General features: G+C 67.8%; 9 protein-coding genes. 4 read left to right on the forward strand and 5 right to left on the reverse strand.

Annotated elements, in window-relative coordinates; translation table 11 throughout:
- Nucleotides 1–221: 221 nt before the first annotated feature.
- The gene (locus tag ACN8ZM_RS34575; RefSeq protein ID WP_043186702.1) at nucleotides 222–431 is read left to right on the forward strand and encodes a hypothetical protein; all 210 of its coding nucleotides are present in this window, start codon (nucleotides 222–224) and stop codon (nucleotides 429–431) included.
- A 320-nt stretch (nucleotides 432–751) separates the two neighbouring features.
- Entirely contained in the window at nucleotides 752–2,248 is a 1,497-nt protein-coding gene (locus tag ACN8ZM_RS34580) for an FAD-dependent oxidoreductase (protein WP_420213259.1), read from the forward strand.
- A 101-nt stretch (nucleotides 2,249–2,349) separates the two neighbouring features.
- Here ACN8ZM_RS34580 and ACN8ZM_RS34585 read toward each other — a convergent pair whose 3' ends face one another.
- A complete protein-coding gene (locus ACN8ZM_RS34585) occupies nucleotides 2,350–4,014 on the reverse strand; it encodes an acid phosphatase (RefSeq protein ID WP_420213260.1) in 1,665 nt (554 codons plus the stop codon).
- 474 nt (nucleotides 4,015–4,488) lie between these two features.
- On the opposite strand from ACN8ZM_RS34585, the gene ftsH reads away from it, so the two are divergent.
- Together ftsH and ACN8ZM_RS34595 are read left to right on the forward strand one after the other, a co-directional pair.
- Nucleotides 4,489–6,471, forward strand: coding sequence for an ATP-dependent zinc metalloprotease FtsH (ftsH, locus tag ACN8ZM_RS34590; protein ID WP_301767672.1), 1,983 nt, complete (start codon nucleotides 4,489–4,491; stop codon nucleotides 6,469–6,471).
- An 83-nt stretch (nucleotides 6,472–6,554) separates the two neighbouring features.
- Nucleotides 6,555–7,022, forward strand: a complete 468-nt coding sequence (locus ACN8ZM_RS34595; protein ID WP_043186713.1) for an OsmC family protein — start codon at nucleotides 6,555–6,557, stop codon at nucleotides 7,020–7,022.
- 7 nt (nucleotides 7,023–7,029) lie between these two features.
- On the opposite strand, the gene otsA is transcribed toward ACN8ZM_RS34595, so the two are convergent.
- From otsA to ACN8ZM_RS34615, 4 genes are all read right to left on the reverse strand, one after another.
- Nucleotides 7,030–8,436: an alpha,alpha-trehalose-phosphate synthase (UDP-forming) gene (gene otsA, locus ACN8ZM_RS34600; protein WP_043186714.1), complete on the reverse strand. Its 1,407-nt coding sequence runs from the start codon at nucleotides 8,434–8,436 to the stop codon at nucleotides 7,030–7,032.
- A gap of 634 nt (nucleotides 8,437–9,070) precedes the next feature.
- Nucleotides 9,071–10,690 (reverse strand): methyl-accepting chemotaxis protein, encoded by a 1,620-nt coding sequence (locus ACN8ZM_RS34605; RefSeq protein WP_420213261.1) that lies wholly within the window; start codon nucleotides 10,688–10,690, stop codon nucleotides 9,071–9,073.
- Nucleotides 10,691–11,158: 468 nt separating this feature from the next.
- Nucleotides 11,159–13,237 carry a TonB-dependent receptor gene (locus ACN8ZM_RS34610; RefSeq protein ID WP_301767662.1) on the reverse strand — a complete coding sequence of 693 codons (2,079 nt, stop codon included), beginning with the start codon at nucleotides 13,235–13,237 and terminating at the stop codon, nucleotides 11,159–11,161.
- A gap of 170 nt (nucleotides 13,238–13,407) precedes the next feature.
- Nucleotides 13,408–13,770, reverse strand: a complete 363-nt coding sequence (locus ACN8ZM_RS34615) for a hypothetical protein (RefSeq protein ID WP_420213262.1) — start codon at nucleotides 13,768–13,770, stop codon at nucleotides 13,408–13,410.
- Nucleotides 13,771–13,819 lie beyond the last annotated feature (49 nt).

The following is a 13,819-nucleotide window of genomic DNA, read 5'->3' on the forward strand; positions in this document are numbered from 1 at the left end:
CTACGACAGGCGCGCGACGTGTCGTGTTTCCTTCACGTATGCGAAGCCGTGGCGTTCGATGTTGCGATGCCGCAGGCCGTACCCCGTCCGCTCAGCGTTTGCCCCTAGTCGAAACGGACGATGGCCGGCGGCCGGGCGCTGGCTACCGTGCAGTCATCCGGTGCCGCATGCGATGCGCCGGATACGAGCCGCACCAGCGGACAACCGGAGGGGACACGATCATGAGACTGACGACTCGCAAGCTGTGCGTACTGGCAATGGGCACGTTCGCTGCCATGGCACTGGCGCGATACGGCGCCGATCAGGTGCCGTCGCCGCCGTATGCGGCCGGCATCCTGCAATGCCGCTCCGTCGACGTGAACGGCCTGCCGACCGGTTGCGTGCCGATCGATCCGTCGCACTTCGGTTTCGCCGCGATGCGCGGCATGTGACGCCGGCGCGGCCGCGCGCCGCGCCAACCGGCCGGACGTCGTCGCGCGGCGGCGCGTTGTCCGCATTTGCCGAAATCGCCGCACGGTCGTCGTGCGTCAGCCAGGCTGGCGCGGCGGGTCCGGCTTCGCGCGATTCGACTGCCGTCGCGCATGGCAGCGCACGCGGCTTGCATTGGCGCCGCCGCGTGCCAGTACCGGCAACGCGGTATCACAGCAACGCGCCATCGTGACGTGACGGCGCAGCGACGCCCGCATCAGGGCCGCGAGCCCTCGCCACACCCACCGCTTCCCGCAGATCTCCTAAACGCTGACCATTCCTCATGTCATCCGACTATTCCCTGACTCACCCCCTGAACACCCGCGACGTACATCGTTGGGATGCCGAACACGATGTCGTGATCGTCGGCTTCGGCGCGGCCGGCGCTTGCGCCGCGATCGAAGCCGCGAGCGCCGGCGCCGACACGCTGATCGTCGAGCGCGCGTCGAGCTACGGCGGCACGAGCGCGCTGTCGGGCGGCGAGATCTACCTCGGCGGCAGCGGCGGCACGCCCGCGCAGCGGCAGGCCGGCTTTACCGACGCCACCGAGGATCTGTACCGCTACCTGATGCTGGCCGGCGGCCGCGACGCCGACGACGCGAAGGTGCGGCTCTACGCGAACGAAAGCCTCGCGCACCACGACTGGCTCGTCGCGCAGGGCCTCACGTACAAGAACACGTTCATTGCCGAGCGGATCGTCGAACCGGAAACCGACGACTGCCTGATCTGGTCGGGCAGCGAGGAAGCCTGGCCGTTCAGCGAGGCGGCGAAGCCGTGCCCGCGCGGGCACACGCCGCAATGGCCGGGCTGGGGCGGCGGGCAGATGCTGATGCGCGTGCTGGCGGAACGCGTGGCGGCGCTCGGTGTCGCGACGCGCTACGACACGCGCGCGCAGGCATTGATCGTCGACGACGGCGGCGCCGTGCGTGGCGTCGTGCTGCGCGCGTATGGCGAGACGGCATTCGTGCGGGCACGTCGCGCGGTGATCCTGTGCGCGGGCGGCTTCGCGATGAATCGCGACATGGTGCGCCGGCATGCGCCGCAGTTCCTGCGCTCGGACGAGCCGATCGGCAGCCCCGGCGACGATGGCTCGGGCATTTTGCTCGGTCAGAGCGCGGGCGGCGCGGCGATCCACATGGATCAGGGCTTCGTCAGCCTGCCGTTCTACGCGCCCGAATCGCTGATCCGGGGGATCTTCGTGAACGCGCGCGGGCAACGCTTCATCAACGAGGACGGCTATCACGGCCGCACGGGCCATCACGCATTCCATCAGGCCGACGACCGCATCTACCTGCTCGTCGACCAGGCGACGTACCAGGAGCCGCCCGCGATCGCGCGGATCGGCATCGCGGCGGCCGGCGAAACATGGGAGGAAGTCGAACGCGACCTGCAGATGCCGGCCGGCACGCTGACGGCCACCGTCGACGTCTACAACCGCCATGCGGCCGAAGGCGCCGATCCGCTGTTCCACAAGGCGAAGAAATGGCTGCAGCCGCTGATCGAGCCGCCGTTCGTCGCGCTCGATTGCCGGATCGACTATGCGTTCTATCCGCACTTCACGCTCGGCGGGCTCGACACGCTGCCGACCGGGCAGGTGGTCGATGCGGCGCGCGCGCCGGTGCCGGGGCTCTATGCGGCGGGCCGCACGACCTGCGGGCTGCCGCGCTGGGGCGCCGGGTACAGCTCGGGGCTGTCGCTGGCCGACGCGACGTTCTTCGGCCGGCAGGCGGGGCGCCACGCTGCGCAGGCGGGGTGCGACGCACTGCGAAGCGCCGCGTAGCGTTTTCAGGCCGGAAATGAACGACGCCCCGGGCCATCGCATTGCCCGGGGCGTCGTCGTTTCAAGCAGCCAAGCGGCCAACCAATCAGGCCAGCCGGTTCCTAGCCGAGATCGAGCGCGTTCGTCAGATCACCCGGCGGCGTCGCGCCGCGCGCGGCGAACGCCTTGTTGCGCGCGACCACGCCGTCGAGCGGCGCGAGCCCGTGCACGCGGCTGATGAAGCGCAGGATCGAGTTCGTGTCGTACAGCGTGTGATCGACGAAACCCTTCTTCGCGAACGGTGAGATCACGAGCGCCGGAATCCGCGAGCCCGGCCCCCAGCGATCGCCTTCCGGCGGCGCGACGTGATCCCACCAGCCGCCGTTCTCGTCGTGTGTCATCACGATCACGGTGTTGTCCCATTGCGGCCCGCGCCGGATATGGTCGATCACGGTCGCGATGTGACGGTCGCCCGATTCGATGTCCGCATAACCCGCGTGCATGTTCAGGTTGCCCTGCGGCTTGTAGAACGTGACGGCCGGCAGGCGGCCCGCGTCGATGTCGGCGATGAAGCGGTTGGTCGACGGCTCGTCGCCGAGCCCTGCGTCGCGCAGGTGCTTGCTGCGCGCGTCGGTGCCGGGCGCGTAGTTCGCGAAATAGTTGAACGGCTGATGGTGGTACTGGAAATCCGGCACGGTGCCCGTGTCGCGATGCTCGAGCGCGTACTGCCATGCGCCGCTGTACCACGCCCAGTCGACGTTCTTTTCCGACAGGCGGTCGCCGATCGTCGCATAGCCCTGCGGTGGCATCACGCGATGGTCGGCCGGATCCGCATACGCGGCGTTGCCCGGATCGGGCGGCGGTACGTAGCTCGGCTGGTACGGCGGCGCCATCGTGTTCACACCGTAGCCATCCGGCGTCAGCGCGCCATCGGCCGCGAACTTCGGCGGGCCGTCGAGCGCGGACGCGGGCGAATCGTGGGCGAGTTTCAGGCGCGTACCGGCGGGATCGTCGCCTTCGACCTTCGACAGCAGTTTCGCCGCATGCGGATGCTTGTGCGCGTCCGGATACAGCGGCGGCTGCGCCGAGATCAGGAACATGTGGTTCATCCACGAACCGCCGAAGGCCGCCATGAAGAAGTTGTCGCACAGCGTGTATTGCCGCGCGAGATTCCACAGTCGCAGCGTATCGGCCGAATTGCGGTAGTGGCCCATCACGAGGCCGCCCGAATCGGCCCACGCGGCGAACTGGTTGTTGCGGCCGGCCGCGATCTGCATCTGGTTCTGGTAGAAGCGGTGCCACAGATCGCGCGTGATCACGCCGTTCGGCAGCGCCTTGCCCTGTGCGTCCGTGATCAGGAACGGCGCGTTCGGCAGTTTGTCGATGTCGCGTTCGGCGATCGCGTAGCGCTTGCCGCCCACTTCCTGCGCCTGCGGCACGAGCCCGCCCCAGATCTTCGGCAGCACGGGCAGCGGCGTCTTGCCGTCACGATCGAGCTGCTGCGCGTGCTCGGGCCGCACCTCGCTCAACGGATGCTGCACGCCCGGGAAATCGCCGTACAGGTTCGCGAAGCTGCGGTTTTCCGCATAGATCACGACGATGTGGCGCACGCGCTGGCGCAACGCTTCGTCGATGCGCTGGTCGGCGGCGGAACGCGGCGCGCTGCCTGCCGTGGTTTCACAGCCGCTGAGCGCGACGCCCGCACCGAGCGCGGCGAGGCCGCCGAGCACACGGCGGCGGTCGGGATCGGCGGGAAGGTCGTCGGGGCGATCGGGCGTGTCGTTCACGTCGGGGGTTCCTCGAATGGGCGGGTGGACGGGGCGTCATGCGCTGCGGCGTCGCACAGGCTGCCGCGCCGCAGGATGGAAAGCAATGGCCGGCGTTGCGTGCCGGCCGCTTCGGCATGACTGTCACAAAAATGTCACGAATGCGACTATAACGCGGCAACGGGGGCAGATGAAAGGTGTTTGTCGGACGATTCGAGGCACGCCTCGGGCCATGCGCGACGCCCGCGCGCGAACTAGACTGGATTCAGGGGCGGCGCGTCGCGGCGTGCCGCCCGGGCGAGGATTGCCCGGCGGCGCCGGCCGACGGCGTCGTCGCGGCGCCATTGATGCGACGAACGAGGCGTTGAAGCGAGACGACGATGGCGTGGATGAAGGCCGCTTCCGCATGGCCGCCGATGCCGCGCGCCGGCTGCGCGCGTGTCCGCGCACGTTCGCCGTGCCGCGCAGCGTAGCGCGCACGTCCGGCCCGATGCCATGGACAGGAAATTCGACTACCCGGGATTGCTGATCGCGGCGGGCTTCTTCGTGCTGTTCGCCGCGCAGTTGCTGATGCTGCATCCGTCGTCGGCGTCGATCGCGTACAGCGACTTTCACCGCCTGGTCGCCGCACGGCTCGTCGACGATCTCGAGGTCGGCCCCGCGTCGATCTCGGGCACGCTGAAGATGCCGCAGGCCGGCGCGATGCTGCCGGCCTCCGAAACCGCGGCCGTGCAGCAGGCCGGCGCGCCGTGGCGCTTCACGACCAACCGCGTGACCGACGAACACCTGACCGACACGCTGACCGCCGCCGGCATCCGCTATCACGGCGCGCCCGACACGAGCTGGATCGCATCGCTTGCGTCGTGGCTGCTGCCGCTCGTGCTGTTCGTGTTCATCTGGAACATGATGCTGCGCAGGCGCGGCGGGCTGCAGGATTTCACCGGGATGGGCAAGAGCCGCGCGCGCGTGTACGTGCAGCAGGAAACCGGCATCACGTTCGACGATATCGCGGGTATCGACGAAGCGAAGGCCGAGCTGCAGCAGCTCGTCGCGTTCCTGCGCAACCCCGACCGCTATCAGCGGCTCGGCGGCAAGATCCCGAAGGGCGTGCTCGTGGTCGGTGCGCCGGGCACCGGCAAGACGCTGCTCGCGCGCGCGGTGGCCGGCGAGGCGGCGGTGCCGTTCTTCTCGATCAGCGGCTCGGCATTCGTCGAGATGTTCGTCGGCGTGGGCGCGGCACGCGTGCGCGACCTGTTCGAGCAGGCGCAGCAGAAGGCGCCGTGCATCGTGTTCGTCGACGAGCTCGATGCGCTCGGCAAGGTGCGCGGCGTCGGCCCGATGTCGGGCAACGACGAACGCGAGCAGACGCTCAACCAGTTGCTCGTCGAGATGGACGGCTTCCAGGCCGGCTCCGGCGTGATCATCATGGCCGCGACGAACCGGCCCGAGATCCTCGATCCCGCGCTGCTGCGGCCGGGCCGCTTCGATCGCCACATCGCGATCGACCGGCCCGACGTGAACGGCCGCCGGCAGATCCTCGGCGTGCACGTGAAGCACGTGAAGCTCGCGGCCGACGTCGATCTCGGCGAACTCGCGTCGCGCACGCCGGGCTTCGTCGGCGCCGATCTCGCGAACGTCGTCAACGAGGCCGCGCTGCATGCGGCCGAACTCGGCAAGCCGGCGATCGGCATGACCGACTTCGACGAGGCGATCGACCGCGCGTTGACGGGCCTCGAGCGCAAGAGCCGCGTGATGAACGCACAGGAGAAGCTGACCATCGCGTATCACGAGGCCGGCCACGCACTCGTCGCGGAAAGCCGCGCGCATTGCGATCCGGTGAAAAAGGTGTCGATCATTCCGCGCGGCGTCGCGGCGCTCGGCTATACGCAGCAGGTGCCGACCGAGGATCGCTACGTGTTGCGCCGGAGCGAACTGCTCGACCGGATCGATGCGCTGCTCGGCGGGCGGGTGGCCGAGGAGCTCGTGTTCGGCGACGTGTCGACGGGCGCGCAGAACGATCTCGAACGCGCGACCGCGATGGCGCGCCACATGGTCATGCAGTACGGGATGAGCGAGAAGATCGGGCTGGCGACGTTCGACGACGGCGATGCGCGCACGGGCATACCCGGTGCATGGCATGCGGGCGACGGGCGCTGCAGCGAGCACACCGCGCGGATGATCGACGACGAGGTGCGCACGCTGCTGACCGACGCGCATGCACGAGTCGCGACGACGCTTGGCGAACGCCGCGATGCGCTCGAACGCATCGCGCGCCGGCTGCTGCAATGCGAGGTGCTCGAGCGCGACGCGTTGCAGGCGTTGATCGATGGACGCGCCGAACCGCCGTCCGCCACGGCGCCGGTGTCCGCGCCGGACGACGGGGCCGGCGCACGCGGCGGCGCGATCGAAACGGAGCAGGCATCCGCGGTCGAGCGCGATTTCGTCGCGTACGGGCCGCCACGCGAACCCGAGCGCTGAAGATGCCGCGAACCTGCGAGCCGCGCGCGTCGATACGACGGCGTGCCGGCCTTCCTTTCCCTGTTGATCTCCACGGAGTCGCCATGAGCGAGGCGCACGTATCGGTCGATGTCGCGCAGCAGGCGCGTTTCTGTTTCGAAGTGGTATTTGCCGGCACGACGCTGGCGCCGGTGCTCACCGACGAACCGCCGCCGCTCGGCGACGGGCGCGGGCCGAATCCGATCCGGCTGCTGGCCGCGGCCGTCGCGACCTGTCTCGCGGCAAGCCTGCAGTTCGCGCTGGAAAAACAGCATGTCGATCCGCAGCCGATTGCCGCGCACATCGACGTCGACATGGTGCAGAACGAAGCGGGCAGGGTACGGGTGGGCGCGATGGCCGTCCGGCTGTCGATCGGCAAGACGTGGGCCGATCTCGCGGCGGCGACGCGCGTGCTCGATCAGTTCGATGCGTATTGCGTACTGACGGAGAGCCTGCGCGAAGGCATTCCGGTTTCGGTCGACCTGTGCGATGTGAACGGCGCGGCGCTCGAATATGCGGCGACCGACGCGTGAGCGCGCGTCAGGATTCGGTCGCGGCCGCGACTTCGGCGGCTTCGGCGAGCGCGTCGAGAAAGCGCGTGCGCCACCAGTGCACGTCGCTCTTGCGCACGATCGCCATCAGCGCCGCGTGCCGCTGGCGACGCTCTTCGAGCGGCATCGTGAGCGCGCGCTGGATCGCCTGCGCGGTGCCTTGCGTGTCGTACGGATTGACGAGCAGCGCCGACTTCAACTGCTCGGCCGCGCCGGCGAAACGCGACAGCACGAGCACGCCCGGGTCGGCTGCGTCCTGCGCAGCGAGAAATTCTTTCGCGACGAGATTCATCCCGTCGCGCAAAGGCGTGACGAGCGCGACGCGGCTTGCGCGATAGAGGCCGGGCAAGCGCTTGCGCGCGACGGTGCGGTGAATGTAGCGCATCGGCATCCATTCGAGTTCGCCGTAGTCGCCGTTGATCGCGCCGCACAGGCTGTCCATCTCGCGCCGCAGGTCGTCGTACGCGCCGAGATCCTCGCGGCTCGGCGCGGCGATCTGGATCAGCGTCGCGCGGTCGCGGTTCTCCGGATATTGTTCGAGCAACTGACGGAACGCATGCACGCGCTGCGGCAGCCCCTTCGTGTAGTCGAGCCGGTCGACGCCGACCAGCAACTGGCGGCGGGAATATTCGTCGCGCATCCGCTCGAACATGTCGATCCCGTCGCGATCGCGCGCGAGCGATTCGAACTCGTCGACGTTGATGCCGATCGGGAATGCGCCGGCCGACAGCGTGCGGCCGAACGCTTGCAGGCGGCCGTCGGGCAGCCGCGCGGCGCCGGCTTCCGCTTCGACGTAATGCTCGAAGTGGAGCAGATCCGACTCGGTCTGGAACCCGACGAGATCGTACGCGAACAGCGAGCGCATCAGCCATTCGTGTTCCGGGATCGCGGCCATGATCGGCGGCGGCGGCATCGGGATGTGCAGGAAGAAGCCGATCGGATTCGTGCAGCCCATCGCGCGCAGCTCGGCGGCGAGCGGAATCAGCTGGTAGTCGTGGACCCAGATGGTGTCGTCGGGCCGCAGCAGCGTGCGCAGCTTGCGTGCGAACAGCTGGTTCACACGCCGGTAGCCGTCGGCGAAGCGGCGGTCGAACTGCGCGAGATCGAGCCGGTAGTGAAACACCGGCCACAGCACGTTGTTCGAATAGCCGAGGTAGTACGCGTCGTAATCCTGCGGGTCGAGATCGATCGTCGCGAGCTGGATGCCGCCGACGTTCTGAATCTGCACCTCGTCGCCATGTGTGGGCTGATCGTCGCCGCCGCGCAGCCTGCCGCTCCAGCCGAACCAGACGCCGCCGGTTTCCTGCAGGCTGTCTTTCACGGCGACGGCGAGCCCGCCGGCCGCAGCTTTACGGGGATCTGCAATGCGATTGGATACGACGACGAGTCGGCTCACCAGCTCTCCTGACGATTGTTGGGGGAAAGGTTCGTGCGGCCGTGGCGCGAGAAGCAGACGCCGCCATCGACGCGCGGGGCGCGAAGCGATGGGGCCGCAATGCGATCGGAAGGGAGTCAGGGCACGCGATTCGCCGTCCGAACGGGGAGTGCTTTTTTAAGCATACTCGTCATTCGTTGGTTTTAAAAGTCTGCGGCGGCGAGCAATGCGCGTGCGAATGCAGCGCGATCTCCATGTCATGGGTAGGGCAACGCACGCAACACGGGGCGGGATCGAAACTTGCGCAACGCTGCACATGCGGCGCGCGCGATGCGATGCGGCGGCGTGCGTAGGGCGTGCGATCGTTCGTGACGATGCGCATTTCAGGACACGCGCACGAGGTCGCACCGGTCGACAGCGACGACCGCTGATGACGCGGTTACGTCGACGTGCGAGCTACCCGCACGCGTGCCGCGAACGCACGACACGAATCGGCGAAGCGCGATGTCGTGCGTGTGCACAGGCCGCGCCGGACGGCGACGATGCACAGCCGCACCGCGTGCCGCGCGCGGCCGCACATCGCGCGGTGCGCGCAAGCGTGACGCAGGCGAACCGCTGGAACGGCGTGCGCATCGTCGTCTCCGTGCGGTATCCGCTACGCGGTGGCCGGTTGCCAGTGTTGCGTGGCCGGCACGTGCGCGTGCCCGCCCGGCGACGTCGCATGCGTGCCGGCCGGCATCCGGAACGCGGAGACCGTTTCGGACAGCTCGTGGCCTTGCGCCTCGAGCGACTTCGATGCGGCCGCGGCCTGCTCGACGAGCGCGGCGTTCTGCTGCGTCGTCTCGTCCATCTGCGTGATCGTCAGGTTCACCTGGTCGATGCCGCGGCTTTGCTCGGCCGATGCGGCCGCGATCTCGCCCATGATGTCCGTCACGCGCGCGACGGCCTGCGTGACGTCCGACATCGTCTTGCCGGCTTCGCCGGCGAGCGCCGAGCCGTCGCGGATCGTCTGCACCGACGCGGAGATCAGTTCCTTGATCTCCTTCGCCGCCGTCGACGAGCGCTGCGCGAGACTGCGCACCTCGCTCGCGACGACCGCGAAGCCGCGGCCCTGTTCGCCCGCCCGTGCCGCTTCGACGGCCGCGTTCAGCGCGAGGATGTTGGTCTGGAAGGCGATGCCTTCGATGATGCCGGTGATGTCGGCGATCTTCGACGAGCGGTGGCCGATTTCCGTCATCGTGTCGACCACGCGGCCGACCACCGAGCTGCCGCGATGCGCGACATCCGACGCATTCGCGGCGAGCGCGCTCGCCTGTTGCGCGTTCTCCGCGTTCAGCCGTACCGTCGACGTGAATTCCTCCATCGTCGCGGCGGTCTCCTGCAGCGACGCGGCCTGTTCCTCGGTGCGCTGGCTCAGGTCGAGGTTGCCGGACGCGATCTCGCTCACCGCATGCGCGATGCTGTTCGACGAGTCGCGCACGCGGCCCACGATGCCGATCAGCCGCTCGTTCATCGTTCGCAGCGCTTCGAGCAGATCGCGCGTCTCGTCGTTGCCGCTCACGTCGATGCGGCTGCCGAGATCGCCGTTCGCGACCGTGCGTGCAACGTCCACGGCCGAGCCGATCGGTACCGTGATCTTGCGCGTCAGCCACAGGCCGCCGCAGACCGCGATCGCGACGGCACCGAGGCAGATGCCGGCCAGCAGGTTGCGCTCCATCGCATAGCGGTCCGCGAATTGCTGGGCGATCGCGAGTTCGCGTTCATGCGTATAGGTCGCGTACGCGTCGGTCGCGCGCACCAGCTGCGCGAGCAGCGGCCGGCAGTTGTCGTCGATGTCGGCGGTCGCCTCGTCTTTCTTGCCGGCCTGGGCGAGCCCGACGATGCGCAGCGCGACGGGTCCGTAGCTGGTTTCGATGCGCACGATGTCGGCCACGAGTTCGCGTGCGCGATCGGACGTGTCGGTCGCGTCCGCCATCATTGCCTTGAGCTTCGCGAGATGCTCCTGCACGTCCTTGTGCGCCTGGTTCACCTCGGCCAGTTCGAGCTCGAGGTCGGACGGTTTGGTCACGAGCACGAGGTTGCGCGCGGCGATCGCGCGCCGGTCGACGGCCGTGCGGATCTGCGCGGACAGGTTCGCCCGCGCGCTGATGCCGTTCATGTAGCGGGAAAACTCGGCATTGGTATCGGATAGCGCCTTGAGTGCCATGCCGGACACGATCACGACGACCGCGGCGAGCAGGCCGAAGCCGCCAAGGAGTTTTATTTTGATACGCATTCTGGCGATTTTCACGTAGTGCCCCTGCGCGAGTGGTTGGCAAATTGAAATTATTGTTCGACCAGATACGGGCTCGTGCCGGCATTAACGGGTGTGGCTGATGATTCTTTACCCGTAGAAAACCCTGATATTAGTTTTTTTAGCGCTGAAAGCCTTGTCGGCTGTAGGTTCTTGATTTCGATCAAAAACCGCCGGAGCGCCCGTGATTCAAAGGTTTATACGCGGAATTTGAAACCGGTTTTATTGGATAAAACAGAAACGGTTTTTATGCTAATAATTGTCTGATGAATTTGTTTGGTTTTATGGGTGAATAAATGGATTTTCTCGCGGCTTAATTGGGGAGGGAGCGGGCAGGCGTCGCCGGCGTGCACTGCGCGATGAGCAGTAATGGCCGATAAACGAAAACTCGCGGCGTGACGAGCGTCGCCGGAGCAAGGCCCGCGGCGGGCGCCGCGGACCATGAGCGGGTCAGAACGTGGTGCGCAACCCGGCCATCACGCTGCGGCCGCCTTCCGGCGCGAAGCCGCGCACGACCGAGGTCGCGTAGCGGATTTCCTGGTTCGTCAGGTTGTCGCCACGCAGGTACGCGAGCCAGTGCGTCGCACCGACGCGAAACTTGTAGGTCAGCATCACGCCGAGCGACGTGTAGCCGTCCGTCGAAAAGTCGTTGTCGGGCACGCGGTGCTGCGACCACGCATGCGTGACCTGCGCGCGCGCGCCGAACGGGCCGTAGCCGTAGTCGGCCGCGAGCGTCGCGCGCAGCGGCGCGATGCGCGGCAGCGGCTGGCCCGTATCGACGTTGCGCGCGTGCGTGTAGTCGGCCGTCAGTTCCAGGTCGACCGTATGGCCGCGCCGCGCGAACGCGCGCCACTTGCCGTCCAGCTCGACGCCGTAGAACTCGGCGCGCACGCCGCGATAGATCGCTTCGTTGAGCGAGCCGTCGGTACCGGGCGCGACGGGTTCGCCGTCGTCGTCGACGACACGGCCCGTGTTGTACTCGGCCAGGTAGTTCGAGAAGCGGTTGTAGAACACGCCGACGCTGCCGCGGTTTGGGCCGCTCGCGTAGCGCAGCGACAGGTCGGTCGACACCGCTTTTTCCTTCGACGCGTTCGGGTTGCCGATCAGGAACTGGCCGGTCGCATCGTGCGGGCCGTTCGAATACAGCTCGTAGAAGGTCGGTGCGCGTTCGGTGTACGCGACGTTGGCCGCCACCGACCACACGGGCGTCAGCGAGAACAGCGCGCCGGCCGACAGGCTGCCCGCGTTGAATTCGCGCGGCTGTGCCCCCGCGAATTTCTCGACGCCGGCCGGATCGGGATCGACCTTCACGTGCTCGAAACGTCCGCCGAGGCTCAGCTTGAGTGCCGGGACGACCTGCCATTCCTCGAGGCCGAACAACGCGACGCTGTTCGTGCGGGTGGACGGCACGAGCATCTCGTCGCCCAGCGCGGAGAACGTGTTCTGGCCGAACTGCACGCCGATCGCGCCTTCGAACGGGCCGATCTTGCGATGCGTTGCCTCGATGCGCGCCTCGTAGCCGCGATTGCGGAAGGTGGTCGCGGTCTCGCCGTTGTCGACTTCCTTGTGGCGATAGTCGGTGTACGCGAAGTCGAATTTCAGCTTCGTGAACGGCCCGCTCAGGTTGCGCACCTCGGACGCGAGCGCGAGGCGTTCCTGGCGCATCCGCAGCCGCACGTCGCTTTCCGCGACGGAGCCGTAGTTCGATTCGTAGCCGCTGTAGGACAGGCCCGCGAAGCCGTCCGCCCACGTGTACGACGCGCCGACCGCGCCGCCGTGCACGCGGCCGTCGCTGTTCGGCACGTTGCCTTCCGGTTGCGGCGTGTCGGGGCCGTCGATCGCGCGCTGCGCGCTGCTGCGCGCGTAGCCGGGAATCCGCAGCTTGCTCGTTTCGCGGTCGAATGCGTCGACGTGGAACGCGAAACGGCCGTTGCCGCCCTCGACCTGCGCCGCACCCGAGCGCACCGAGTTCGCCCCGCCATAGCGCGCGTCGAGCGCACCCGTCACGCCTTGGATCGCCTCGCGCGGAATCCGGTTGTCGATGGTGTTGACGACACCGCCCACCGCGTTGCCGCCGTACAGCAGCGCGGCCGGGCCGCGCACGATCTCGACGCGCTCGATCGACAGCGGATCCTGCGGCACCGCATGGTCGTACGACAGCGACGACGCGTCGTAGGCCGCGACGCCGTTCTGCAGCAACCGGATCCGGTCGCCGTCCATCCCGCGGATGATCGGGCGGCCGACCATCGGCCCGTAGGTGGTGGTCGACACGCCGGGCAGCCCGTTGAGCGTCTCGCCGAGCGAATCGGCCTGGCGGCGCGTCAGCGCATCGCCTGAAAGCTGGACGGTCGGCGCGATCAGGTCGCTGTCGCCGAGCGGGTTCGCGGTCACGAAGATCGGTGCGAGCGGGGTGGTCGGCGGCGTGCCGGAGACGGCGGGCGTAGCGGTCTGCGCGTGTGCGACGGCGGCGAACAGCATCAGCGAAAGGGACGAGAGCGGGCGGAGCGGTAGACGAGGGAGGTCGCGCATGGTCGGTGAATCGGTTGGAGTCGGATCGGATAACGAGCGATGCAGGTCACGGCTGGATACGATATATTGTTGCGTCTTTGGCGCGCAGTGACCCGTTGGAACATGGCTCGGCGAGGCTCGGCCACCCACGGTGGAACAGCTTCAGGCGGACTAGCACGCGAAATGATATGTTATATCATTTCAAATTCCAAGCCGGATGGCAGGATCCTGTCGGGTTTCTGTCGGATGGGTGAAATGGCGGCGGGAGCGGAAAGCGGCTGCGCGATGTTCGGAGCGATCGATTGAACGGGGCGATGCGATGCGATGCGATGCGGCGCGCGTGTCGCCGCGTTGCGCGTGCGCCGGCCGGGTTCGTGTCGCCCGCATTCGGGATCCGTCGGCGCTGCTCGCCAGGAAACAGCCGCACGCCGATCGATGACGCGGGCGTGGACATCCGCCATCGGATCAGGGGCCAGTGAATCCTGCGGAGCGCCCCGATGCGACGCCTTGAAGCAGCCGCCATCGCCGCGCATCGCCCGCGCATTGACGCGCATCAACGTCGTTCGAATCCGAAACCGGATACTGGATCGCTCACCGACCAGC

The sequence above is a fragment of the Burkholderia aenigmatica genome (assembly GCF_048627025.1).
Lineage (GTDB): Bacteria > Pseudomonadota > Gammaproteobacteria > Burkholderiales > Burkholderiaceae > Burkholderia > Burkholderia aenigmatica.

Coding starts and splice junctions, on each gene's coding strand:
- ACN8ZM_RS34575 (WP_043186702.1), top strand. CDS start 222: ATGAGACTGACGACTCGCAAGCTGTGCGTACTGGCAATGGGCACGTTC.
- ACN8ZM_RS34580 (WP_420213259.1), top strand. CDS start 752: ATGTCATCCGACTATTCCCTGACTCACCCCCTGAACACCCGCGACGTA.
- ftsH (WP_301767672.1), top strand. CDS start 4,489: ATGGACAGGAAATTCGACTACCCGGGATTGCTGATCGCGGCGGGCTTC.
- ACN8ZM_RS34595 (WP_043186713.1), top strand. CDS start 6,555: ATGAGCGAGGCGCACGTATCGGTCGATGTCGCGCAGCAGGCGCGTTTC.
- ACN8ZM_RS34605 (WP_420213261.1), bottom strand. CDS start 10,690: ATGCGTATCAAAATAAAACTCCTTGGCGGCTTCGGCCTGCTCGCCGCG.
- ACN8ZM_RS34610 (WP_301767662.1), bottom strand. CDS start 13,237: ATGCGCGACCTCCCTCGTCTACCGCTCCGCCCGCTCTCGTCCCTTTCG.
- ACN8ZM_RS34615 (WP_420213262.1), bottom strand. CDS start 13,770: ATGCGCGTCAATGCGCGGGCGATGCGCGGCGATGGCGGCTGCTTCAAG.